We start from the raw sequence: 25,011 nt of genomic DNA, 5'->3' as shown, positions 1-25,011 counted from the left end.
CCGGGTGGCCGCGCCCGGGTGGCCGCGCCCGGGTGGCCGCGCCCGGGTGCCCGCGCCCGGGTGCCCGCGCCCCAGGTGCCCGTGCCCAGGTGGCCGTGCCAGGTGCCCGCGCCCGGGTGCCCGCGCCGTGGATGGCGGCAGCCTCGTCTTGACGGCTGCATCATCGCGCGGTTATGGTCATGAATCCATTCAACCGGGATGCCGCCACTGACCCGTGCGGCCCTGCTCTACGCCGACATCGACGAGGATTCTCGAGGGAGCGCCGCGATGGCCCTGACTGCTGAGCCAGCACGGAAAGCGATTCCCCGCACCTCCGGCCTCCCCGGTGGCCGCCTCTACGACGCGGCCGACCTCCTCGTCTGGCTGGCCGGTCTCAACCTGCTGGTCGTCGTCTTCACGCTGCTCGGCGGCGTCGTGCTGGGTCTCGCGCCGGCGCTCGTCGCGGCCGCGACCGTCTCGCGGACCCGGGTGCGCGGCGACGGCGAGCCGCTGCTGCGCACGTTCGCGCGCGTGTGGCGGCGCGAGCTCGTGCGCGCCAACCTGCTGCTCGCGCCGTTCGGCCTCGTGGCCGCGCTGCTCGGCACCAACATCGCGACGTTCGCACCGACCGGCGGCCCGCTCGTCCCGGCGCTCTGGGTCGCCCTGGCGCTCGTGGCGCTCGCCGCGACGTTCGCGCTGACGCTCTACACCCACTACGAGCTGCCGCTCGGGCGCTACGCCACGACGGCGGTGCGCTACCTCGCCCACGACCTCCCCGCGACCGTGCTCGTCGCGGCCGTGACGGCGGTCGCCGCGCTGGTCGTGTGGTTCGCGCCCGGCCTGCTGCCCGTGCTCGCGATCGGCGGCTGGATCTACACGGTCACCGCGATCTGCGTGTCCTGCTTCGCTCGCAACGACCGCCTGGTCGCTGCGCACACCCCGATGAGTGATCCCGCTCGAAAGGAAACCCGATGAGAATGCGACGGATCGCACCGCTCGCCACGGTCGTGGCAGGTGCGCTGGTGCTCACCGCGTGCAGCGGTGGCGGCGACGGCGGCGGCGGCACCGACGGTGGTGACCGCGGCGGCGGTGAGGCGCTCGAGAGCCTCACGATCATGGCCCCGTACTTCGCCGAGGTGCCGCCCGAGGACGACGACCCGGTCGACCAGGGCCTCAGCGAGCTGGCGGGCGTGGACATCGACGTCCAGTGGGTGCCGAACTCCTCCTACGGCGAGCGCGTCAACGTGACGCTCGCGGGCGACGACATCCCCGACGTCATGGTCATCACCGGCAAGGACCAGGGGTTCGTCTCGACCGCGCTCGCGGGCGGGTTCTGGGACCTCACCGACTACCTGCACTCGGGCGACTACCCGAACCTGGTGTCGGAGAACCCCGACGTCGAGCTCGCCTCGGGCATCAACGGCCGGATCTTCGGCGTCTACCGCGCGCGCGACGTCATCCGCGCCTCGGTGATCATCCGCCAGGACTGGCTCGACAACCTCGGGCTCGACCAGCCCGAGACCACCGACGACCTCATGGAGATCGCGCGCGCGTTCACCGAGGACGACCCCGACGGCAACGGCGAGGACGACACCTACGGCCTCATCGCCCCGCAGTGGCCGGGCGGCATCGGCACCAACAGCCCGTACGACACCATCGAGGTCTGGTACGGCGCCGGCAACATGTGGCGCGACGAGGGCGGCGAGCTGGTGCCGGCGTTCACCACGCCGGAGTGGCGCGAGGCGCTGGAGTTCGAGCGCGAGCTCGTGCAGAACGGCTACATCAACCCCGACTTCGCCACGATGGACCCGGCGACCTGGAACGAGCCCTTCCTCAACGGCGACGGCGGCATCATCATCGACGTGCAGTCGCGCGCCGGGCAGCTGCGCGGCCTGTTCACCGACGCCGGTGAGGACCCCGACGAGAAGGTGGCGCTGGTCGGCCAGCTGGAGGGCCCCAACGGCACCTTCGCGCTGCCGACGACCGGTTACGCCGGCTTCCTCGCGATCCCCCGGGCGAAGGTGCAGACCGAGGAGCAGCTCGAGCAGGTGCTGCAGATCCTCAACGACCTCAACTCGACCGAGGCGCAGATCCTCATGAACAACGGCGTCGAGGGCGACAACTTCGAGGTCGACGGCGACTACATCGTCTGGAACGAGGACCGGCAGGACTTCACCGACCAGGTGACCGGTGCGTGGGCGCAGCTCGGCATGAACGTCGCCGGCTACGAGGCGTACAGCGTCAAGCCGTCCGACGAGGACGCGATCGCCTTCGACGAGCTCCGCCTGCAGCTGCAGGAGGAGGACCTCGCGAACGCCGTCTTCAACCCGGCGGCGGGCCTGGTGTCGGACACCTACACGACGAACGGCACCCAGCTCGACAACATCATCGGCGACGCCCGCATCCAGTACCTCGCGGGTCAGATCGACGAGGCCGGCCTGGACGCGGCCATCGAGCGCTGGCGCACCAGCGGCGGCGACCAGGTGACCGCCGAGATCAACGAGCTGTACAGCCAGCTCGGCTGATCGCTCCCGACCCGCTGCGGGCCCCGGTCTCGGGGCCCGCAGCCGGGTCGCCGACCCGCGCGCGAGCCCTCGCGCGCCCCTGATCCCTCGAGAGGAGGGCTGCCATGGCCGTCGCGACGACCGTCGAGGACGTGGACCGCGGACCGCTGATCAAGCCCGAGCCGCCGCCGCAGAACCGCCGCAACCTCTGGGTCACGCTGGTGCGGTACCGGTGGCTGTTCCTGCTGCTGGCCCCCGGTGTCGTCTACTTCGCGCTGTTCCGGTTCTGGCCGATGTACGGCGCGCAGATCGCGTTCCGGAACTACATCCCGTTCCTCGGGATCGAGGGCAGCGACTGGGTCGGCTGGGACCACTTCGAGAACTTCTTCACGAACCCTGACTTCCCGCGGTTGCTCGGCAACACGCTGATCCTGGCGGCGCTGAGCCTGTTCATCGCCTTCCCGATCACGATCGTGCTGGCGCTGCTCCTCAACGAGGTGCGGCAGCAGGTCTTCAAGCGCACCGTGCAGACGCTGGTGTACATCCCGCACTTCCTGTCGTGGACGGTCGTGGTGTCGCTGACCGGGCTGCTGTTCGCGGTCGGCAACGGCCCGCTGTGGACGCTGCTCAACGACGTGTTCGGTTCCGACACCAACTACCTCGCGAACCCCGACTGGTTCCGGCCGCTGATCCTGCTGCAGTGGGTCTGGAAGAACACCGGCTGGGGGACGATCATCTTCCTCGCCGCGCTCGCGGGCGTGGACCAGGAGCAGTACGAGGCCGCGATCATCGACGGCGCCGGCCGCTGGCAGCGGGTCTGGCACATCACGCTGCCGTCGATCCGCTCGGTCGTCGTCGTGCTGCTGATCCTGCAGACCGGCAACATCCTCGACACCGGGTTCGAGCAGATCTACCTGATGTCGAACGCGCTCAACCGCTCGGTCGCCGACGTGTTCGACACCTACGTCTACTTCACCGGCATCCAGCAGGGTGCCTACTCCTACGCGACCGCGGTCGGTCTGGCCAAGGCCATCGTCGGCCTCGTCCTGATCTTCGGGACCAACTGGCTCGCGAAGCGACTCAAGCAGCCGGGGATCTTCTGATGGCCAGCCTCACCGACAAGCGGTTCAACACGCGCGCCGGGCGCGTCTTCGACGTCGTCAACGTCGTCGTCCTCAGCGCGATCGGCGCCCTCGCGCTGCTGCCGTTCCTCTACGTGCTCGCGGGCTCGTTCGCCACCGAGCTCGAGATCACGACCCGGCCGTTCTTCCTGTGGCCGACCGAGGTCATCACCGACTCCTACCGGTCGATCCTGTCGTCGAAGATCTTCGTGCGGGCGTTCGTCACGACGATCGCCGTCACCGGTGTCGGCACGCTGGTGCAGCTGACGCTGACCGCGCTGATGGCGTACCCGCTGTCGAAGATCGACCTGCCCGGACGGCGGACCATCCTCAGCCTCGTCGTGTTCTGCATGGTGTTCTCCGCCGGGATGATCCCGACCTTCATCATCGTGAAGAACCTCGGGCTGCTCGACACCTACTGGGCGCTGATCCTGCCGGCGGCGATCAACCCGTTCAGCCTCATCATCATCAAGAACTTCTTCCAGGAGCTGCCGAAGGAGCTCGAGGAGTCCGCCCGCATCGACGGCGCGAACGAGATGAGGATCCTGCGCAGCGTCGTGGCGCCGCTGAGCAAGCCGGTGCTGGCGACCTTCGCGCTGTTCTACGCGGTGGGCATCTGGAACGACTACATGTCGCCGCTGCTCTACCTCAACGACCAGTCGAAGTGGACGCTGCAGATGATCCTGCGGCAGGTCACCGCCTCGGCGACGCTCACCGCTGAGGACATGAACACCGAGGTGCCGCCGCCCGCGCAGGGCATCAAGTTCGCCGTCGTCATGGTGGCGACGATCCCGGTGCTGCTGGCGTATCCGTTCCTCCAGAAGCACTTCGCCAAGGGCATGCTCATCGGCAGCGTGAAGGGCTGAGACGGCGTGGTGACCATCCATCTCGCGGGCGACTCGACCGTCGCACCGGGACCGCTCGACGACTCCGGTGTCGCCGGCTGGGGCGCCGCCCTGCACGAGCACGTCACCGAGCGTGTGCACAACCAGGCGATCGGCGGCGCGACCACGGCGTCGTTCCGTGCCGAGGGGCGCTGGCAGGCGATCCTCGACGCCGTCGAGCCGGGCGACCTCGTCGTCGTCCAGTTCGGGCACAACGACCAGAAGGAGCCCGAAGCGCTCGCGGCCGAGGGCGGGTACACCGCGAACCTGCGGACGTTCGTGGAGGAGGCGCGCGCGGCGGGCGCCGAGCCGGTGCTCGCCACGAGCGTCGAGCGCCGGCTGTTCACCGACGACGGCGAGCTGCGGCACTCGCACGGCCCCTACCCGGCTGCGGTGCGCGCGCTCGGTGCCGCGGCGGGCGTGCCGGTGATCGAGCTGACCGGGTTCACGCGCTGGCTGTACCTCTGGCTCGGGGAGGAGGGGTCGTGGCGCCTGTTCGGCCATGCCCACCCCGAGACCGGCGCCCCCGACAACACCCACTTCGGCGCGGACGGCGCGCGGACGGTGGCGGCGTTCGTCGCGCAGCAGCTGCGGGTGGTCCGCGGGCTCGACGACCGCACCCAGCCGCTCGGTGCGTGGGTGGTGCAGCCGTGACCTACCGCAACCCGCTCGCGGCGCCCGCGGACCTCGAGGGCTGGGTGGCCGAGGGTCCGGTCGGCGTCGAGCACGTCGACGGCGGCATGCGGCTGCGCAGCACCGCCGACGAGCCCGCGCTCGCGGCCGCGGGGCGCGGCGACCACGCACACATCACGTTCTGGTGCCCGGAGGTCTTCGGCCCCGACGTCGAGATCGCGTGGGACTTCCGCCCGCTCGCGGGCGCCGGCCTGGCGATGCTCTTCTTCGCCGCGACCGGCACCGAGGAGCGTGACCTCTTCGACCCCTCGCTCGCCCCGCGCAGCGGCTACTACCCGCAGTACCACTCCGGTGACGTGCGCACGCTGCACGTGTCCTACTACCGCCGCAAGTGGCCCAGCGAGCGCCGCTTCCACACCTGCAACCTGCGCAAGAGCCCCGGCTTCCACCTGGTCGCGCAGGGCGCCGACCCGCTGCCGCCGCTCGCCGACGTCGACGACCACTACCGGGTGCGCGTCACCAAGCGCGGCCCGGAGGTCGCCTTCGCGATCGACGACCTGGAGCTGTTCCGCTGGGTCGACGACGGCACCACGGGGCCCCCGCTCGGCGCCGGCCGGATCGGCTTCCGCCAGATGGCACCCCTCACCGCCCACTACCGCAACCTCGAGGTGACCCCCCTCTCATGACCTCCGCCCCCGCCGTCGTCGACGTCCCGCTGCGCTGGATCGACGACGAGACCCCGTCCGCGCTGCCCGCGGGCGCGACGCTCGGGGCACCGCTCCCGCGCGGCGCCGTCACCGACCTGGCGAGCCTCGGCGTCGTCGACGGCGACGGCGCGGCGGTGCCGGCCCAGCTGTGGCCGCTCGCGACGTGGCCCGACGGCAGCGTCAAGTGGACCGGTGTCGCGCTGGGCGCGACCGCTGCGCCGGGCGGGCGCTACCGGCTCGTCGCGGACGCGCACCGCGACCCGGACGTGGCCGTGACGGTCGCCGAGACCGGCGACGCCGTCGTCCTCGACACCGGCGCGATGCGGGTGACCGTCCCGACCTCGGGTGACGCGCTCGTGCGCGAGATCGCGGTCGGCGGAGTCGTCGTCGGGCGCGAGGGCCGGCTGCGCTCGAGCGTGCAGACCACCCCGGAGCCCAACCACGCCGCGCGTGACCACGGCGTCGGCGAGGTCGAGGGCGTCGTCGTCGAGCAGCGCGGCCCGGTCCGCGCGGTCGTGCGCGTCGAGGGCCGGCACCGCACCGACACCGGCCGGCGCTGGCTGCCGTTCACCGTCCGGCTCGTCGCGGTCGCGGGGTCGGCGCACCTGCGGGTCGTCCACTCGTTCGTGTGGGACGGTGCCCCGGAGACCGACTTCCTGTCCTCCCTCGGCCTGACGTTCGACGTGCCGCTGCGCGCCGAGCCGCACGACCGGCACGTGCGGCTCGCCGGCGCCGGCGGCGGGCTGCTGCGCGAGGCCGTGCGCGGGCTGACCGGCCTGCGCCGCGACCCCGGCGAGGCCGTGCGCGCCGCCCAGATGGCCGGCGAGCCGACGCCGCCGCCGGAGACCTGGGAGCAGGACGTCGCCCGGCTCGCGCGCTGGGTGCCGACCTGGGACGCGTGGCGGCTGCGCCAGCACAGCGCGAACGGGTTCACCGTCCACAAGCGCACCACACCGGACCACCCGTGGATCGGGGTCACCGAGGGCACGCGGTCCGACGGCGTCGCCTACCTCGGCGACCCCGGCGGCGGCCTCGCGGTCGGGGTCACCGACTTCTGGCAGTCCCACCCCACGGGACTCGACGTCGAGCGCGCGACCTCCGACGCCGGGTCGGTCACGGTCTGGCTCTGGTCGCCGGACGCCGAGCCGATGGACCTGCGGTTCTACCACGACGGCCTCGGCCAGGAGACCTACGCCCAGCAGCTCGACGCGCTCGACATCACCTACGAGGACTACGAGCCCGGCTTCGGCGACGCCCACGGCATCGCGCGCACCCACGAGCTCACCGTCGTCGCCTACCCGGCGACCCCGCCGCTGGAACGGCTGGCGGCCGACGTCGCCCACGTCGTCGAGGCGCCCCGGCTGGCGCCGACGCCGCAGGCGCTGCACGCCGCCCACGTCCTCGGCGACTGGGACCTGCCCGACGACAGCACGCCCGCCCGCGCACGGCTCGAGCGGCGGCTGAGCGCGCTGCTCGACTTCTACGTCGGGCAGGTCGACCAGCGCTCCTGGTACGGGTTCTGGAACCACGGCGACCTCATGCACGCCTACGACGCCGACCGCCACACCTGGCGCTACGACGTCGGCGGCTACGCCTGGGACAACTCCGAGCTCTCGCCCGACCTGTGGCTGTGGACCGCGTTCTTGCGCACCGGGCGCGCCGACGTGTTCCGGCTCGCCGAGCGGCTCACCCGTCACACCGGCGACGTCGACGTCTACCACGCAGGCCGCTTCCAGGGGCTGGGCACCCGGCACAACGTGCAGCACTGGGGCTGCAGCGCCAAGCAGCTGCGGATCAGCACCCCCGCCTACCGCCGGCACCACTACTTCCTCACCGCCGACGAGCACTCGCGCGACCTCATGCTCGAGCTGCGCGACTCCGACCGGACCTTCCTCGGGCTCGACCCGGTGCGCAAGGTGCGGCCCGACGCCGCCACCTACCGGCCCCAGCGCCACGCGCTGGGGGTCGGCCTCGGCACCGACTGGAGCGCGCTGGCGGCGACCTGGCTCGCCGACTGGGAGATCACCGGCAACGAGCGCTCGCGGGACCGGCTGCTCGGCACCATGGCCGACATCGGGGCGCTGCGCTACGGGTTCTTCACCGGCGAGGCGCTCTACGACCTCGACACCGGCCGGTTCGACACCAGCCGCGAGCAGGTCGGCGCCTCGCACCTGTCGATCATGTTCGGGCTCGTCGAGATCTGCTCCGAGCTCGTCGACCTCGTGAGCGAGGAGGAGGCCCCGGGCTTCCGCGACGCCTGGCTGCAGTACTGCCGGCTCTACCTCGGCACCCCCGAGGAGCAGGTCGCCGAGCTCGGCCGCGAGCACGGCGGCGCCCCGTTCGAGCAGGCGCACTCGCGGATCCTCGCCTACGCCGCGAACCGGCTCGGCCGCGACGACCTCGCCGACCGCGCCTGGCAGGCGTTCTTCGCCGGCGGCGAGCGGATGCGCGGCGACTTCGTCAGCGAGCGGTTCGACCCGCCGTCGGTCATGGCACCGGTCGACGACGCCCCCACGCTGTGGACCAACGACGCCGCCCAGGGCAGCCTCGCGACCATGCAGTGCCTGGCGCTGATCGGGCACCGGCTGCCGCCGGAGTGAGCCCGCGGGCGTGACGCTCGGCACACGTGCGGAGCGTCACGCACCCGGGCCGCAGGCCCCCGGAACCGCACGACGACGCCGATCGCGACCTCGGCGTCGGGTCCCCGGGCGGCCCCGCGAGCGCCTCGTCGGTGCCAGTCTGGAGACATGGCGAGCTCTCCCGTGGTGGAACCAGAGGTCGACGAGACCGTCCGTGCCGACCGCCGCTTCTTCGGTCACCCGCTGGGTGTCGGGAACCTGGCGGGCGTCGAGATGTGGGAGCGCTTCAGCTTCTACGGGATGCAGGCGATCCTCGCGTTCTACCTGTACTACCGGGTCAGCGAGGGCGGTCTCGGGCTGACCGAGGTGCAGGCGACCTCGATCGTCGGCGCCTACGGCGGCCTCGTCTACCTCTCGGCGATCCTCGGCGCCTGGGTGGCCGACCGGGTGCTCGGCGCCGAGCTCACCCTGACCTACGGCGCCGGCCTCATCCTCGCCGGGCACGTCGCGCTCGCGGTGCTGCCGGGCTTCGTCGGCGTCGGGGTCGGCCTCGTGTGCGTCGCGATCGGGTCGGGCACCCTCAAGGCGACGACGTCGTCGGTGCTCGGCGAGATGTACGCCGCCGGCGACGACCGCCGCGACGCCGGCTTCTCGATCTACTACATGGGCGTCAACATCGGCGCGCTGCTGGGGCCGCTGCTGACCGGCTGGCTGTGGCAGATGCGCGGCTTCCACTGGGGCTTCGGCGCCGCCGCGATCGGCATGGCAGCCGGCCTCGTGCAGTACCTGCTGCTGCGCCGCAGCACCATCCGCGGCATCGGTGCCCGTCCCACGAACCCGCTGCGTGCCGGAGAGTGGGTGCGCTACGCGGTCCCGGCCGCGATCGCGGTCGCGCTCGTCGTCGTCGCGGCCATGACCGGCCTGCTCGCGCCGCAGCGCCTGGCGACGATCGTCACGGTCATCACCGTCCTCGCCGCCGTGGCCCTGTTCGCGGTCATCCTCGGCTCGTCGAAGATCGACGCCGACGAACGGTCCCGGGTGATCTCGTTCATCCCGATGTTCGTCGCGAGCGCGACCTTCTGGTCGCTGTTCCAGCAGCAGTTCACGGTGCTGGCCGTCTACTCCGACCAGCGGGTCGACCGCACGATCGGGTCGTTCGAGGTCAGCCCCGCGTGGGTGACGTCGATCAACCCGGTCTTCATCATCGTGTTCGCCGGCGTGTTCGCCGCGATGTGGACCAAGCTCGGGCCGCGGCAGCCCACGACGCCGTGGAAGTTCGCGATCGGCACGTTCATCATGGGCCTGGCGTTCCTGCTGTTCATCCCGATGGCGAACGGCGGCGAGAACTCGACGCCGCTGCTGTGGATCGCGCTCATCCTGTTCTTCTTCACGATGGCCGAGCTGTTCCTCTCGCCCGTGGGGCAGTCGCTCGCGACCAAGCTCGCGCCGCGCGCGTTCCACACGCAGATGATCGCGCTGTTCTTCCTCTCGATCGCGGTCGGGTCCTCGATGTCGGGCGCGCTGAGCGCCGGCTACGACCCGAACGACGAGGTGCCGTACTTCCTGCTCGTGGGCCTGGCGTCGATCGGTGTCTCGGTCGTCATCGCCGTGCTGAGCCGGTGGATCAGCCGTATGATGCGCGGGGTCCGGTGAGATCCTGGGGCGCAGACACGCATATCCAGGAATTCATCACGCCGTCGTTGGGGAAATGACTCGGAATTCCGTCGAGGTTAGGTAAACCGAACCTTCCTGGAAATGATCCAGGAATGGTGGTTGCCTTTCTCCATGACCACCACGACGCACCCCGTGCAGCCCGTCGAGCGAGCGGCCACGCCGCCCACCGAAGGGCTCGCGGCGCGTCTGAACTGGCTGCGCGCGGGCGTGCTCGGCGCCAACGACGGCATCGTGTCGGTGGCCGCGGTCGTCGTCGGTGTCGCTGCGGCCACGACCTCGCGCACCGCGATCCTCGTCGCCGGCGTCGCGGCGCTCGTCGGCGGCGCGCTGTCGATGGCGCTCGGGGAGTACGTGTCGGTCTCGAGCGCGCGCGACAGCCAGCGCTCGGTGATCGCGTCCGCGCGCCGCAGCGCGTCCGACGGTCGCCGCACCGACCTGCTGGTCGACCACCTCACCGGTCTCGGGCTCAGCCGCTCGACGGCGCAGCGCGCCGCCGAGGAGATCGACACCCAGCCCGACGCCGCCGCCCGCGAGGCCGCCTACCTCGCCGCGGCCGGCATCGACGAGGACGACGTCGTCAGCCCCTGGCACGCGGCGCTCGCCTCGGCGCTCGCGTTCGTCTCCGGTGCGCTGCTGCCGTTCGCCACCGTGCTGCTGGTCGCGGTGCAGGCGCGGATCCCCGCGACGATCGTCGCGGTGCTCGTCGCGCTCGCCGTCCTCGGCGCCACGGGTGCCCGGCTCGGCGGGGCGCCGGTCGCCCGCCCGACCGTGCGCGTCGTGCTCGGCGGCGGGCTCGCGCTCGCGGCGACCTACCTGATCGGCTCGCTGCTCGGCGTCGGCATCGCCTGACGGGCGCGCCGCACGGCGCCCGTCCTCGCTGTCCCACCGGCTCGCTAGCCTGCCGGTGTGGCCGTGCACCTCCATCGCGCGCACCGGACGGACCGTCTTGCCGACGCGCTCGCCCGGCTGCTCGCGACGCCGATGGCGGACCCGTTCGCCGAGGAGGTCGTCGTCGTCCCGGCGCGCGGGGTGGAGCGGTGGCTCACCCAGCGGCTGTCGCACCGGCTGGGCGCGACCGACGGCCGGCTCGACGGCGTCTGCGCGGGTGTCCGGCTCGTCTCGCCGCGCTCGCTCGTCGCGATGCTCACCGGCACCGAGCGCACCGACCCGTGGGACCCGGACCGGCTCGTGTGGCCGTTGCTCGCCACGATCGACGAGGTCCTCGACGAGCCGTGGGCGGCCACCCTCGCGCGCCACCTCGGCGCCGGTACGACCCCGGGCACGGCCGACCAGCGGCGCGGCCGCCGCTACTCGGTGGCACGGCGTCTGGCCGGGCTGCTCTCCTCCTACGCCGTGCAGCGGCCGGCGATCCTCGCCGCCTGGCGTGCCGGCGACGACACCGACGGCCAGGGCCACCCGATCGACCCGGACCTGCGGTGGCAGCCCGAGCTGTACCGGCGCCTGGAGCAGCGCGTCGACGCGCCGCCGCCCGACGTGCGCCACGCCGACGTGCTCGCGCGCATCCGTGCCGGTGAGCCGCTCGCGCTGCCCGACCGGCTGTCGCTGTTCGGGCACACCCGGGTGCCGGTGACCGAGGTCGAGCTGCTGGCCGCGGTCGGCGAGGTGCGCGAGGTGCACCTGTGGCTGCCGCAGACCTCCGCGGTGCTGTGGGACCGGCTGGCGCCGCACGTCGCCGACGGTCCGGTGCTGCGGGCGCGCGACGACACCGCGCTGCTCGTGGGGCACCCGCTGCTCGCGAGCCTGGGGCGCGACGCCCGCGAGCTGCAGCGCACGCTGGCGCCGCTGGCACCGGCGACCGACGCCGTCGTCGACGACCCGCCCGACGAGCCGGCGACCCTGCTCGGCTGGCTGCAGCACGACCTGCGCCGCGACGCCGAGCCCGACGCCGCGACCCGTGCCGCGCGTGCGCTGCGCCCCGACGACCGCTCGGTCCAGGTCCACGCATGCCACGGCCCGGCCCGGCAGGTCGAGGTGCTGCGCGAGGTGCTGGCCGGTCTGCTCGACGACGACCCGACGCTCGAGCCGCGCGACATCCTCGTCATGTGCCCGGACATCGAGGGCTACGCGTCGCTGTTCGAGGCCGGCTTCGGGCTGGCCGAGGTCGTGCACGACGGGCACCCCGCCCACGGCCTGCGGGTGCGGCTGGCCGACCGCGGGCTCGCCCGCACCAACCCGCTGCTCGACCTCGCCGTGCGCGTCGTCGAGATCGCGGGCGGGCGGGCGACCGCGAGCGAGGTGCTCGACCTCGCGAGCACCGACGTCGTCCGGCGCCGCTTCGCGCTGAGCGACGACGACCTCGAGCAGGTCGCGCAGTGGGTCGCCGAGTCCGGCACCCGCTGGGGCCTCGCCGCCGACCTCCGCGGCCCGTACGCCCTGGCCGACTACCCGCACAACACGTGGCGGCTCGGCCTGGACCGGCTGCTCCTCGGGGTCGGGATGGCCGAGGCCGGCCAGCGACGCTTCGGCGGGGCGCTGCCGCTGGACGACGTGGGCAGCGCCGAGATCGACCTGGCGGGGCGGCTCGCGGAGCTGGTCGACCGGCTCGAGACCGGTGTCCGTGCGCTGCTCGCGGCCCGCCGCGCGTCCGAGCACGTCGCTGCGCTGGCGGAGGTCGTCGACGCGCTGGGCGACGTCGGCGGCGACGAGGCGTGGCAGCGCGCCCAGGCCGCGCGCGAGCTCGCCGCGGTCGCCGACGCCGCCGGTGGCCACGACGTGCCGCTCGATCTCTCCGACGTGCGTGCGCTGCTCGAGCAGCGGCTCGCGGGGCGCGCCACGCGCGCGAACTTCCGCACCGGAGCGCTCACGGTCTCGACGATGGTGCCGATGCGGTCGGTGCCGCACCGCGTCGTCTGCCTGGTCGGGCTCGACGACGGCACCTACCCGCGGCAGGCGAGCATCGACGGCGACGACGCGCTCGCGCGGCAGCCGCGCACCGGTGAGCGCGACGTGCGCGCCGAGGACCGCCAGCTGCTGCTCGACGCCGTCCTCGCCGCGACCGAGCGGCTCGTGCTCACCTACACCGGCGCCGACGAGGTCAAGGGCGAGGTGCGGCCGCCCGCCGTCCCGATCGGCGAGCTGCTCGACGCGCTCGACGCCACCACGGCGACCCCGGTCCGCGAGCACGTGCTGGTGCGGCACCCGCTGCAGCCGTTCGACCCGCGCAACTTCACGCCCGGGCGGCTGCTGCCCGGCGACACGCGGCCGTTCGGCTTCGACCGTCACGCGCTGAGCGGGGCCCGCGCGGCGCGCGGGCCGCGGGTGCTGCCACCGCCGTTCCTCGACGGCGCGCTGCCGCCGCTGCCGGCCACGACCGCCGACGGCAGCCGGGACGTGCTGCTCGCGGACCTGCAGCTCTTCCTGGCCCACCCGGTGCGCGCGTTCGTGCGGCGGCGCCTCGACGTCTCGCTGTCGTGGGAGGAGGACGAGCCGTCCGACGCGATCCCCGTCGAGCTCGGACCGCTGGAGACCTGGGCCGTGGGTGACCGGGTGCTCACCCGGGTGCTGGCGGGCGAGGACCTCGCCGCCGTCGAGGTCGCCGAGCGTGCGCGCGGCGACATCCCACCGCTGCGGCTCGGCGCACCCGTGCTCGACAAGGTGCACGAGACCGTCGAGGCGCTGGTGACCGTGAGCGCCGCGGCGCGCCGGCTGCCCGCGGAGACCGTCGACGTCACGACCGAGGTCGACGGCGTCCGGGTCACCGGGCAGGTGCCCGACGTGCGCGGCAGCACGATCGTGCGCGTCTCCTACAGCAGGCTCGGGCCGAGGCAGCGGCTCGCGGCATGGGTGGACCTGCTCGCGCTCACCGCGGCCGAGCCCGACGGCGGCTGGCGCGCCGAGGTGTTCGGCGCCGGCGGCCGCACGGGTCCGCAGCGGTCGTTGCTGGGCCCGGTGGACCCGGAGAACGCGCGCGCCTTCCTCGGCGAGCTGGTCGACGTGTTCCGGCGCGGCATGTGCGAGCCGCTGCCGATGCCGCTCAAGACCGCGGCGGCGTGGGCGGAGACGCCCGGGAACGACTGGGAGCGCAGCGGCGCCGCATGGCGGACCTGGCACGGCAGCGACCGTGTCCCGGGCGAGCAGAAGGACGCCTACCACGAGCTGGTGTGGGGCCCTGCGCTGCCGCTGCGACCCGACACCACGCTGCCGCCGGAGCAGCAGCGCGGGCTGCTGCTCGACCCCCCGCGCGAGGACGAGTGGTGGAGCAGCGTCCAGCAGACCCGGCTGGGGCAGTACGCGCTGCGGGTGTGGGCGCCGCTGCTGCAGCACGAGCAGACCGGGCGGGCGGTGCCGGAGGCATGAGCGGACCGATGACCGACCCCCTCGGCGCCGACCGAGCGACGCCGTCGCCCTTCGAGCCTCGGCGCTTCGACGTCCTCGGCGAGCTGCCCGCCGAGGCGACGACGACCATGCTCGAGGCGAGCGCGGGCACCGGCAAGACGTGGACGATCGCCGCCCTCGTGGTGCGGATGGTCGCCGAGGGTGTCGCGCCGCTGGAGCAGATGCTGGTCGTCACCTTCGGGCGCGCGGCCTCGCAGGAGCTGCGGGAGCGCGTGCGGGAGCGGCTCGTCGCCGTCGAGCGGGCCTTCACCGCGGCGGCGCGGGGCGAGCCGGTGGGCGACCCGGAGCGGCCCGACCCGGTGCTCGACCTGCTGCTCGCGGCCGACGAGCAGGAGCGCGCGCTGCGGCACCGGCGGCTGCGCGAGGCGCTCGGCAGGTTCGACGCCGCGACGATCGCGACCACCCACCAGTTCTGCCAGATGGTCCTCAAGGGTCTGGGCGTCGCGGGCGACACCGACGCCGACGCCACCCTCGTCGAGGACCTCGACGACCTGCTGGTCGAGGTCGTCGACGACCTCTACCTGCGCGGCTTCGCGAAGGCCGAGCGGCCGGAGTTCAGCCGGGGAGAGGCGCTCGCGGTGGCGCGCGCCGCCGTCGGCGACCCCTCGGCGCGGCTGGAGCCGCGCAGCGCCGCCCAGGGCACCCCCGCCGCCCGGCGGCTGCGGTTCGCCGAGGCGGTCCGCGCGGAGATGGAGGTCCGCAAGCGGCGGCTCGGCGTGCTCTCCTACGACGACCTGCTGAGCCAGCTCGCGTGCGCGCTCGAGGGCGAGGACTCGCCCGCGCGGCAGCGGATGCGGCAGCGCTGGTCGGTCGTGCTCGTCGACGAGTTCCAGGACACCGACCCGGTGCAGTGGCAGGTGCTCGACCGCGCCTTCACCGGGCACGCGCGGATGGTGCTCATCGGCGACCCGAAGCAGGCGATCTACGCCTTCCGCGGCGGCGACGTCGTCACCTTCCTGCAGGCGCGCCGCACCGCGGGCGTCGTCGCGACGCTCGGCACCAACCACCGGGCCGACGCCGCCCTGCACGCGCGGCTGCAGACGCTGCTGCGCGGCGCCGAGCTGGGCGACCCGGAGATCGTCGTCCGCGAGGTCGGGGTCGCCGAGCAGGAGCGGCCCCGCCTCGTCGGCGCCCCGCACACCTCGCCGCTGCGGCTGCGGGTGGTCGACCGTGCGCGGTTCGGCGGCGGCCGGAGCGGGCCGAAGATCGACGCGCTGCGCCAGCACGTGGCGCGCGACCTCGCCGCCGACGTGCGCGCGCTGCTCACCTCGGGCGCCAGCTACGAGGGGCGCCCGCTGCGCGCGAGCGACGTGGCGGTGCTGTGCCAGACCCACCGGCAGTCCGGCTACGTCGCCGACGCGCTCGGCGAGGCCGGCATCCCGGTCGTGCTCGCCTCCGGCGGCTCGGTCTTCGCGACCGAGGGCGCCAGGCAGTGGCTGACGCTGCTGGAGGCGATCGAGCGGCCGCAGATCTCCGGCCGGGTCCGCGCGGCCGGCTTGACGGCGTTCTTCGGTCGCACGGCCGCCGAGCTCGACCGCGACGCCGAGACCGTGACCGACGAGCTCGCCGAGCAGCTGCGCACGTGGGGCGACCTGCTCCGCGACCGCGGCGTCGCCGCCGTGCTCGAGGCGGCCGCGGGCGACGGCCTGCTCGAGCGCGTGCTCGGCCAGGCCGGGGGCGAGCGGCTGCTCACCGACCTGCGGCACGTCGCCGAGGTGCTGCACGAGCACGCGCACACCCACGACCTGGGTGTCATCGCGCTCGCGGGCTGGCTGCGCGAGCAGATGCGCGACGGCGCCACCGGGGCGGCCGCCAACGAGCGGCCGCGCCGCCTCGACAGCGACGACGCCGCGGTGCAGGTGCTCACGATCCACGGCAGCAAGGGCCTGGAGTTCGGCGTCGTCTACCTGCCGTTCCTGGCGGACAACTTCGTCGCCGAGCCGACCTTCCCGCTGTTCCACGACGCCGACGGCACCCGCTGCCTCGACGTCGGCGGGCCGCCGTTCGCCGCCGACCACCTGCGCGCCGCGCAGACCGAGGACCTCGGCGAGGACCTGCGGCTCGCGTACGTGGCGCTCACGCGCGCGAAGTCGCAGGTCGTCGCGTGGTGGCTGCCGAGCAGCCGCAACACCCCGCAGTCGCCGCTGCACCGGCTGGTCTTCGGGCGCACGCCCCGGTCCGCCGCCGTCCCGTACGAGGTGCCGGTGCTCGACGACGCCGCGACGTTGGAGCACGCCCGGCGGTGGGAGGCCACTGGCGCCCTCACGGTCGAGAGCGCCGACCCGGTCGACGCCGAGCAGATCGCCGAGCGCGACGAGCCGCCGCCGCTCGAGGCACGCCGCTGGCGACGGCACGTCGACATGGTCTGGCGCCGCACCTCCTACACCGCGCTGAGCGCCGCCGCCGAGGCGGAGGCGGTCGCACGGCTCGACGCGACCGGCGCGAACGGCGGTATGGTCGCGACCGAGGCCGAGGACGCTCCGCGCGACGACGAGCCGGAGATCGCGGTGGCGAGCCCCGCCGTCGTCGAGGGCGACGTGCCCTCGCCGATGGCGGCGCTGCCGACCGGCGCGACCTTCGGCTCGCTCGTGCACATGGTGCTCGAGCACACCGACCCGGAGGCGCCCGAGCACGGCGGCGACCTGCGGGCGGAGGTCCTGGCCAGGATCGCCGAGGCGCAGGTGCGCTGGCCTGTGCCCGATCTCGACGGCGAGGCGCTCGCGGACGCGCTGGTCGCGGTGTGCGAGACACCGCTCGGTCCGCTGGTCGGCAGGACGTTGCGGGAGATCGGGCTGCGCGACCGGCTCGCCGAGCTCGACTTCGAGCTGCCGCTGCACGGCGGCGACCAGGTGGGGGACGCGCCGCGGGACCCGACGCTCGCCGACCTGGCACCGCTGCTGCGGCGGCACCTCCCCGAGGGCGACCCGCTGCTGCCCTACGCCGACGTCGTCACCGACCCGGCGTACGCGGCCCAGCGGCTGCGGGGCTACCTCACCGGTTCGGTCGACGTCGTGCTCCGCACCGACGACCGCTACCTCGTCGTCGACTACAAGACCAACTGGCTCGGCCCGCTCGACGAGCCGCTGACCGCGGGGGCGTACGCGCCCGCGCGGCTCGCGGAGGCGATGACGCACTCCTCCTACCCCTTGCAGGCGCTGCTGTACGCCGTCGTGCTGCACCGGTTCCTGCGGTGGCGGCTGCCCGCCTACCGGCCCGAGCAGCACCTCGGCGGGGTGCTCTACCTGTACGTGCGCGGCATGTGCGGACCGCAGACGCCCGTCGTCGACGGGCAGCCGTGCGGCGTCTTCGCGTGGCGCCCGCCGGCCGCGCTCGTCGCCGAGGTGTCCGACCTGCTCGACGGCGTGGGGGTGAGCGCATGAGCGAGGTGGCCGTCACCGAGGCCGGCGACGAGCCGGTCCCCGCGCGCGAGGAGTTCGCGCGCGACACCGCGCGCTCGGCCGAGGGGCTGCTGGCCGAGCTCAACCACCCGGACGGGCTCAGCGCCGCCGACGTGCACGTGGCGCGCCGGCTCGCGCGGCTCGGCGGCTGCGACGACGAGAAGGTGCTGGTCGCCGCCGCGCTCGCGGTGCGCGCGGTGCGGCAGGGGTCGGTGTGCCTCGACCTCGCCAGCGACCGCGCGCAGGAGCTGCTGGGCGAGCACGCGTGGGAGCCGGCGCAGTGGCGCGCCGCGCTGCTGGCCTCGTCGCTCGTGCGCGAGGCCGCCGACGACGCGGTGACGCCGCTCGTGCTCGACGGCGACCGGCTCTACCTCGACCGGTACTGGGGCGAGGAGGGCCAGGTCGTGCGCGACCTGCAGGAGCGGCGCGCGTCCGCGCCCGAGGTGCCTGACGGCGTCGGGACGCTGCTCGACCGCTACTTCCCGGACGCCGACGACCGCGACCAGCGTGCGGCGGCCGAGGCCGCGTGCGGCGGCTGGACGACCGTCGTCACGGGCGGGCCGGGCACCGGCAAGACGACGACGATCGCACGGCTGCTCGGGGTCCTGCTCGACGCCGACCCGGGGCTGCGGGTGGCGCTCGCCGCGCCCACCGGTCGCGCCGCAGCACGGATGAGCGAGGCGATCGCTGCCGCGACGGCGCGCGCGGACTTCCCCGACGGGCCGTCCCAGGAACGGATCCGCGCGCTGCGCGCCTCGACCCTGCACCGGCTGCTCGGCTGGCAGCCCGGGCGGGGGACGTTCCGTCACGGGCGCGCGAACCGGCTGCCGTACGACGTCGTCGTCGTCGACGAGACCTCGATGGTGTCGCTGACGCTGATGGCGCGGCTCCTCGACGCCGTCCGGCCGCACGCACGGCTCGTGCTCATGGGCGACGCCGACCAGCTCGCGTCGGTCGACGCGGGCGCCGTGCTCGGCGATCTGGTGCGCGGTCTCGAGAGCGCGGGCACCACGCGCGAGGTCCGCACGCTGACGCGCAGCTACCGGTTCGGCGGGCGGATCGCGACGCTGTCCGCCGCGATCCGCGACGGGCAGCAGGAGGAGGCGGTCCGGCTGCTCACCGAGCCGGTCGAGGGCGTGCCCGAGGTCGAGCTCCTCACCGACCCCGAGGCGGCCGAGGCGCTGCTGCTGGGGCACGCGCTGGCGCTGCGCGAGGCCGCGCTGGAGGGCGACGCGGTGAGGGCGCTCGCGCTGCTGGGGCAGCACCGGCTGCTGTGCGCCCACCGCGAGGGCCCCTACGGGGCGGGGCACTGGAACCGCCGCGTCGAGCGCGCGCTCGCCGAGCAGCGGCACCGCTACGCCCGGGTCGGCACGTGGTACGTGGGCCGCCCGGTGATCGTCACCGAGAACGACTACGGGCTGGGGCTGTTCAACGGCGACCTCGGCGTGGTCGTCAGCACCGACGACGGCGCGGGCATGTCGGTCGTCATGGACGCCGCCGACCCGGGCGGTGTCCGGTTCGCGGTCGGCCGGCTGCCCGAGGTGCGCTCGGCGCACGCGATGACGGTGCACCGCAGCCAGGGCAGCCAGGTCGAGGAGGTCACGGTGCTGCTCCCGGACTCCGACTCCCCGCTGCTGACCCGCCAGCTGCTGTACACGGCTGTCACGCGTGCGAAGGCCCGCGTCCGCGTGGTGGGGTCACCGGACGCCGTCCGCACCGCCGTCGGCCGCGATGTCCAGCGCGCCTCCGGCCTCGCCGAGCGCCTCGCCACCCTCCCCACCTGACCCGCCCCCTCGCCACCCTCCCCACCTGACCGCCCCGCCCGGCAGCTCCCGCCCCGCCCAGCACCCCCACTTTCACCGCACTTTGCAACAGGCCCCGGTTTCACCGCACTTTGCAACACGGCTCGCTCTCACCGCACTTTCTGCCGCGCCCGGGTTTCACCGCACTTCTTGCCGCCCTCCGCTCCGGGTGGCAGCGCCCGCCCGCCCGCCCGGGTGACCGCGCGAACTCGTAGCGTCGTACCCGACTCGTAGCGTGCACGGTACGAGCTCGGTACGGAGGTACGAGTTCGCGCGGTGCAGGTGAGTCATGGCTGACGACGCCGTCATCGTGCCTGCGGAGCGGGACGCGGTCGTGGTCGCGCGCCCCGGTCGGCGGCCCGCTCGTGGCACGCGCGCAAGTCGTCGCGCGCACGAGCTCAGCACGGCTGTGCGCGCCTCGCTCGTGTCGCGTCAGCTGCGGCACGGCGCTCTCGGTGCGGGGCGTCACCGCCGGCAAGAAGTGCGGTGAAACCCGGGCGCGGCAGAAAGTGCGGTGAGAGCGAGCCGTGTTGCAAAGTGCGGTGAAAGTGAGCGGGGGGGGGGGAGGGGGTCAGTTGCCGGCGGCGTGGAAGCGCTCGACGACGTCCTTGGGCACGCGGCGGCCGGCAGGGACGGCGATGCCGTTGGCGCGGGCCCACTCGCGCACGGCGCGGGGGTCGGCGCGGGTCTCGCTGAAGAACGGGGTGGGGGCGCCGTCGCCGCCGACGCGGCGGGCGACCGCCATGTAGCGGGCGAGGTCGCGCACCAGCTCGTGGTGGTGGGCGGTCGAGAGGTCCAGCTCGTAGCGCTCGCCGTCGAGCTCGAGCTCGAGGGTGCGGTCCGCCGCGCTCCCGTCGATGTCGTCGACCAGGACCGTCACCGTCTTCGTGGCCATGCCAGCCCTTCGCTCGTGCCGCTGGCCCCGATGATAGGGCCCGTCCGGTTCCGGCCCGTCACCGCGTCCGAGCGGGATGGGTACCCTGCCACACGTGAGCGTGGAGGCGGGGGCGATCACGGCACGCACCGTGGGTGCGTTCCTGCTCGCTACCTGGCCGCGCCGGCTCGTCGCCGGGTTGGTGCTCCTGCTCCCCGCGGTCGTCGCCGCCCTCGGCGGGTTCGCGACGGCGGAGGGCCGCACCTTCGAGCTGCAGGCCGGCGAGACCCTCGACCTCGGGCCGATGACGATGCGCCCGATCGCGTTCTTCGTCTCCGACGAGACCAACCGCACCTGGTTGGAGGCGACCGGTGGCGAGGCGTGGCTCGGGGTCCTCGTCGAGGTCGAGAACACGACCGAGCGGCCGATCTCGCTGACCTTCGGCGGCGCCGCGAGCGACGCGCTCGTGCCGCAGCTGCCCGACGGCCAGATCATCGACCAGCTGAGCACGCCGCCGTACGCCTCCCGCGTCGAGGACAACACCGACGGCCGGAACTCGTTGCCGTCGTTGCCCTCCTACGTGGCGCTGCTGTGGCCGGTCACCGACCCCGACGAGATCGGCGACGTGCTCACCGCGACGATGACCGAGTCCCAGTGGCGCTACGGGATCATGTCGGGCGAGGAGAGCTGGATGTCGCTCGGGGACGTGTGGACCGTCGAGCTGCCGCGCACCGAGATGCCCCAGACCCTCGTCGAACCCGAGGACGACCTCTGATGCGGCGCCGGCTCGTCGTCGCGCTGCTCGCGGTGGGCGCGGTGCTGCTCGGCGTCGTCGTCAACGTCGTCGACGCCCGGCTGCTCCCCTACGGCCCGACCGGCGCCACCGGCGAGGTCGGCGAGGACATCGGCGCGTTCCCCTACCGGGTGCACGTCAGCGACGTCCGGGTCGCGGAGACCATCCTGGAGCCCCGGCTCTTCGAGCCCGGAGACCCGGTGGCCAGCGACGGCGTCTGGGTGGTCGTCACGCTGTCCTACGCCACCGAGGACCGGCTCCGCGTCCCCTCCAGCGGGCGGATCGTGCTGCGCGCCGAGGACGGTCGGGAGTTCCCGGTGTCGGCCCGCTCCGGCCTGACGACGTGGCTCGCGGGGCCCGACACCTGGGTGCGGGGCGACCTTGCGTTCGAGGTGGCGCCCGACGCCGTCGAGCACCTCACGCTGGTGTTCGACCCGGGCCTGCAGATCTACGGGCCGATGCCGATGCCGTACGCGCGGATCCCGCTCGACCTCGCCGACGTCGAGGTGCTGGACGCCGCCGAGCTCGCGCAGCCGGTCGAGCTGGCGGTGGGGGAGCGATGAGCGACACGACGCCGTCGTCCTCCCAGGGCGGGGACCCGCGTCCCGAGGCCGAGGTGCCGACGCCGCCGCGCGGCGTGCGTGCGCCCGGCCCGGTCGAGCCGTGGCACGGTCCGGTGCCGCCCGTGCACGGCCCGGTGGGCGGGGCCGGCCCCGCAGGGCCCCAGCCGCCGGGACAGCCCGCTGGCCTCGGCCAGCCCGACCCGTACGGCCGGCCCGCCGCCGACGGCGTGACGCCCCGGGCGCCTGCACCGCCCGCGCCGCCGCCTCCGCAGCCCCACGAGGTGTGGCAGCGGCCCCCTGCTGCGCCGACGCCCCCGCGCCGGGTGCGGTGGAGCACGGTGCTGCAGGTCGTCGCGCTCGTCCTCGGCCTCGTGGGCACCGCCTGGGTCTCGACCGACTACCTGCGCACGCAGTGGCCGCTCGCGTGGCCGCGCGACCCGGTCCCGGTGAGCGCCGACGGCACCGCGACGCTCGCCGGCGTGACGGTCTCGCTGGTCGAGGCCCGCGACCTCGGTGACTCGCCGTCGCTGCCGGGAACCGACTGGCAGCCGCCCGCGGGGTTCCACGCGTGGCGGGTGGTGCTGGCGACCTCCTCGACGAACGAGGACCTGGTCAGCTGCGACGTCGCGCTCGTCGACGACCGCGACCGGTACTTCTACGCCAACACCTTCGTGGACAGCTTCGTGGAGGGCTACGAGTGGTCCTTCACGTGCGGCGCGGCGGACCCCGGCAGCGACGTCCCGCCGGAGCAGGCCCTGCTCGTGCTGGTGCCCGCCGACGCCGAGATCCGCTCGGTCCGGATCTGGAACACGTTCCTCAACCCGGACGTCATCGAGCTGCCGGTCTGAGCGGTCAGCCTGCGTCGGGCAGGCGGAGCTGGGAGCGTGCGCCGAAGCGGATGAGCAGCGCGTCCGCCCACGCGGCCAGCAGCGGCGCGGTCAGGCACAGCAGCAGCACGTGCACGAGCGCCTGCAGCGGCCCGTAGGCCGCGAGCCAGTCGGGGTAGTCGAACCTCGTGAAGACCGTGCGCGCGACCTCCCACACCGCGTACGGCAGCGCGGCGGTCAGCACCGTGTAGACGACGCAGAACACCAGCACCGGGACGAAGCGGGACCGCAGGATCATCGCGACACCGCCGAGCAGCGCACCGAAGCGGCCCTCGGGGTCGGCGATGCGCCGCCAGGCGAGCGTGATCACCCCGGGGTCGACGCGCTGCGCCACCCGCCCGATGCCCGAGGTGCGGCGCACGGCGTCGACCACCTCGGTCTCGGCGATCCCCTCGGCCGCGGACAGCCCGTAGACGATCACCCCGATCGCCAGCCAGGCCAGCGGTGCGACGAGTCCGGTGACCACGCCGTCCGTCACCGTGCCGACGGCGGTGACCAGCCAGTCGCCGAGCGCCCCGAGATCGGGGAAGGCGACCGCGACGCCGTCCCACCAGTCGGCGAGCGCGCGGCCCAGTCGGCGGTCCCGCCACCAGTCCCGCAGGCCGCGCAGGCCGGCGACGACGACCACGGTGCCGAGCACGATCCAGACGACCTCGGCGTAGCCGTTGAGCGCACGCAGCGTCGACCGCAGCGGCCGGCGCCCACCGCGCCACAGGCTCTCGCGCTCCGCCGCCCGTGCCCCGACGACGCGCAGCAGGAACGCCACGCCGACGACCGCGATCACCAGCGGCGAGGTCGGCTCCGGGGTGCGGGCGAGGGTGTCGGAGCCCGTGGCCATGTCGTCCTCGAACCCCACGTTGAAGTAGGAGCCGAGGTCGTCCATGAAGTCGCCCTGGCTCTCGTAGACCACCAGGAAGGGCACGAGCACGCTGCCGATCGCGGCCACGAAGGCCGCCACCCCGCCGCCGCCGGTGCGCCGCTCCCGCAGCACCAGCAGCATCAGCACGGTGGCGACCAGCGGCACCAGCGGCACCAGCGAGAACACCAGCAGACCCGGGACGGCGCCCGCGCGCCCGACCCGCACCGCCAGCTCGATCAGGTAGTGGTGCGCGACGTAGGCGCACGTCGCGACGGCGAGCAGCTGCCACCAGTGCGCGGCGAGCAGCCGCGCGGAGGTGCGCAGCAGCCCGAGCCCCAGCAGCTCCGACAGGCTCTGCTGCGGCGGCGCCCCGACCGTCTGCGTCATCGCAGCACACTGTAGGACGTCGCCCGCGCGGGCTCAGGGGAGCGCACGCTCCAGCCAGTCGAACAGCAGCGCGCTGTAGCGCTGCCGCACCGGCGGCTCGGACAGCGTCAGGTCGTGCCGCCCGCCCGGCACCCGCAGCACCCGCACGTGCGGTCCGAGCAGCGGCGCGCGCGCCCACATGTGGCGCACGTCGAGGACGACGTCGGACCCCGCCAGGTCCTGCGGTGTCGGGCGCTTGCGGTGCCCGCTGCGGCCGGAGGTCGCGACCAGCACCGGCACCGTGATCGCCAGCCCGCGCGCCAGCCGCGCGTGGCCGCGCCGGATCGCCCGCAGCCAGCCGGCCAGCACCGGGAAGCCCTCGTGCGGCTTCCACGCGAGGTCGTAGTCCCACTCGCCGCCGGTGCTCGTGTGCAGCGAGCGACCGTACGGCTCGCCGAGCGAGGCGACCTGCGCCGTCGGGCGCCAGACGCCGAGCCGGTCGATCACCCGCGTGCTCACGACGCGGTCGAACCAGGAGGCGTTGAGGTCGAACCAGGGGCTGTTGAGCACGAGCGCGTCGACCGAGCCGGGGTGGTCGTGCACGTAGAGGGAGGCGATCAGCCCACCGGTCGAGTGGCCGTCGAGCACGACGACGTCGTGCCCCTGCGCGCGGACCAGCGCCAGCGCGGCATCGATCTCCTCGTCGTAGTCGCGCAGGTCGGTGATCCAGTTGGGCGTGCGCCCGGGCCGGATCGAGCGGCCGTAGTCGCGCAGGTCGAGCGCGTAGACGTCGTAGCCGTGCGCGGCCCACTCCTCGGCGTGGTGGGTCTGGAAGAAGTAATCGACGAACCCGTGCAGGTAGACCATCGCGCGCGGCCGGCTGCCGGCGTCGGGCCGGTGCACGAGCGTGGCGACGCCCCGACCGTGCGCGTCCGGCTCGAGCTCCAGGGTGCGCGCGACCCAGCCGTCGAGGACGTCCGGCCGCGGCTCGCTCCACGTCATCGCCCCATCCTGGCCCACCGGACGGGCAGA

Annotated in this window: 18 protein-coding genes; 15 read left to right on the top strand and 3 right to left on the bottom strand. The window is 74.0% G+C overall.

Annotation, left to right across the window (positions count from 1 at the left end; all coding sequences use genetic code 11):
• Nucleotides 1–267: 267 nt before the first annotated feature.
• The 12 genes from GPA02_RS12595 (at nucleotide 268) to recD (ending at nucleotide 19,619) form a co-directional block, all read left to right on the top strand.
• Nucleotides 268–954, top strand: coding sequence for a YesL family protein (locus tag GPA02_RS12595; RefSeq protein ID WP_162457774.1), 687 nt, complete (start codon nucleotides 268–270; stop codon nucleotides 952–954).
• A complete protein-coding gene (locus GPA02_RS12590) occupies nucleotides 951–2,504 on the top strand; it encodes an extracellular solute-binding protein (protein WP_156200421.1) in 1,554 nt (517 codons plus the stop codon). The genes GPA02_RS12595 and GPA02_RS12590 overlap by 4 nt, the downstream gene beginning before the upstream one ends.
• A 104-nt stretch (nucleotides 2,505–2,608) precedes the next feature.
• Nucleotides 2,609–3,586, top strand: a complete 978-nt coding sequence (locus GPA02_RS12585; RefSeq protein ID WP_156200420.1) for an ABC transporter permease — start codon at nucleotides 2,609–2,611, stop codon at nucleotides 3,584–3,586.
• Nucleotides 3,586–4,470 carry a carbohydrate ABC transporter permease gene (locus tag GPA02_RS12580; protein ID WP_156200419.1) on the top strand — a complete coding sequence of 295 codons (885 nt, stop codon included), beginning with the start codon at nucleotides 3,586–3,588 and terminating at the stop codon, nucleotides 4,468–4,470. Before GPA02_RS12585 ends, GPA02_RS12580 begins: the two co-directional genes overlap by 1 nt.
• 6 nt (nucleotides 4,471–4,476) lie before the next feature.
• Nucleotides 4,477–5,142, top strand: a complete 666-nt coding sequence (locus tag GPA02_RS12575; protein WP_240134028.1) for a rhamnogalacturonan acetylesterase — start codon at nucleotides 4,477–4,479, stop codon at nucleotides 5,140–5,142.
• A complete protein-coding gene (locus GPA02_RS12570; RefSeq protein ID WP_240134027.1) occupies nucleotides 5,139–5,807 on the top strand; it encodes a DUF1961 family protein in 669 nt (222 codons plus the stop codon). Before GPA02_RS12575 ends, GPA02_RS12570 begins: the two co-directional genes overlap by 4 nt.
• On the top strand, nucleotides 5,804–8,428 hold the full coding sequence (locus GPA02_RS12565; RefSeq protein ID WP_156200416.1) for an exo-rhamnogalacturonan lyase family protein: 2,625 nt from the start codon (nucleotides 5,804–5,806) through the stop codon (nucleotides 8,426–8,428). Before GPA02_RS12570 ends, GPA02_RS12565 begins: the two co-directional genes overlap by 4 nt.
• Nucleotides 8,429–8,575: 147 nt before the next feature.
• Nucleotides 8,576–10,060, top strand: coding sequence for a peptide MFS transporter (locus tag GPA02_RS12560; RefSeq protein ID WP_156200415.1), 1,485 nt, complete (start codon nucleotides 8,576–8,578; stop codon nucleotides 10,058–10,060).
• 132 nt (nucleotides 10,061–10,192) lie between these two features.
• Entirely contained in the window at nucleotides 10,193–10,930 is a 738-nt protein-coding gene (locus GPA02_RS12555; RefSeq protein ID WP_156200414.1) for a VIT1/CCC1 transporter family protein, read from the top strand.
• Nucleotides 10,931–10,987: 57 nt separating this feature from the next.
• Nucleotides 10,988–14,398, top strand: a complete 3,411-nt coding sequence (gene recC, locus GPA02_RS12550) for an exodeoxyribonuclease V subunit gamma (protein WP_156200413.1) — start codon at nucleotides 10,988–10,990, stop codon at nucleotides 14,396–14,398.
• Nucleotides 14,395–17,817 (top strand): UvrD-helicase domain-containing protein, encoded by a 3,423-nt coding sequence (locus GPA02_RS12545; protein WP_156200412.1) that lies wholly within the window; start codon nucleotides 14,395–14,397, stop codon nucleotides 17,815–17,817. The genes recC and GPA02_RS12545 overlap by 4 nt, the downstream gene beginning before the upstream one ends.
• Nucleotides 17,814–19,619: an exodeoxyribonuclease V subunit alpha gene (gene recD, locus GPA02_RS12540; protein ID WP_156200411.1), complete on the top strand. Its 1,806-nt coding sequence runs from the start codon at nucleotides 17,814–17,816 to the stop codon at nucleotides 19,617–19,619. Before GPA02_RS12545 ends, recD begins: the two co-directional genes overlap by 4 nt.
• A gap of 589 nt (nucleotides 19,620–20,208) precedes the next feature.
• Here recD and GPA02_RS12535 read toward each other — a convergent pair.
• Nucleotides 20,209–20,532 carry a histone-like nucleoid-structuring protein Lsr2 gene (locus tag GPA02_RS12535; RefSeq protein ID WP_156200410.1) on the bottom strand — a complete coding sequence of 108 codons (324 nt, stop codon included), beginning with the start codon at nucleotides 20,530–20,532 and terminating at the stop codon, nucleotides 20,209–20,211.
• A 94-nt stretch (nucleotides 20,533–20,626) separates the two neighbouring features.
• Between GPA02_RS12535 and GPA02_RS12530 the strand changes: the two genes are divergently transcribed.
• The 3 genes from GPA02_RS12530 to GPA02_RS12520 are packed head-to-tail and all read left to right on the top strand — an operon-like array spanning nucleotide 20,627 to nucleotide 22,715.
• Entirely contained in the window at nucleotides 20,627–21,286 is a 660-nt protein-coding gene (locus GPA02_RS12530; RefSeq protein ID WP_156200409.1) for a hypothetical protein, read from the top strand.
• Entirely contained in the window at nucleotides 21,286–21,867 is a 582-nt protein-coding gene (locus GPA02_RS12525; RefSeq protein WP_156200408.1) for a hypothetical protein, read from the top strand. The genes GPA02_RS12530 and GPA02_RS12525 overlap by 1 nt, the downstream gene beginning before the upstream one ends.
• Entirely contained in the window at nucleotides 21,864–22,715 is an 852-nt protein-coding gene (locus GPA02_RS12520; RefSeq protein WP_156200407.1) for a hypothetical protein, read from the top strand. Before GPA02_RS12525 ends, GPA02_RS12520 begins: the two co-directional genes overlap by 4 nt.
• A 4-nt stretch (nucleotides 22,716–22,719) precedes the next feature.
• Here the strand turns inward: GPA02_RS12520 and GPA02_RS12515 are convergent, their stop codons facing one another.
• Together GPA02_RS12515 and GPA02_RS12510 are read right to left on the bottom strand one after the other, a co-directional pair.
• Nucleotides 22,720–24,000, bottom strand: a complete 1,281-nt coding sequence (locus tag GPA02_RS12515) for a hypothetical protein (protein WP_156200406.1) — start codon at nucleotides 23,998–24,000, stop codon at nucleotides 22,720–22,722.
• Nucleotides 24,001–24,033: 33 nt separating this feature from the next.
• Complete coding sequence (locus GPA02_RS12510; RefSeq protein WP_156200405.1) at nucleotides 24,034–24,981, bottom strand: alpha/beta hydrolase; 948 nt, start codon at nucleotides 24,979–24,981, stop codon at nucleotides 24,034–24,036.
• Between the last annotated feature and the right edge of the window lie 30 nt (nucleotides 24,982–25,011).

The organism is Actinotalea caeni (genome assembly GCF_009733795.1).
Lineage (GTDB): Bacteria > Actinomycetota > Actinomycetes > Actinomycetales > Beutenbergiaceae > Pseudactinotalea > Pseudactinotalea caeni.
This window is presented reverse-complemented; position numbering and strand designations above follow the sequence as displayed.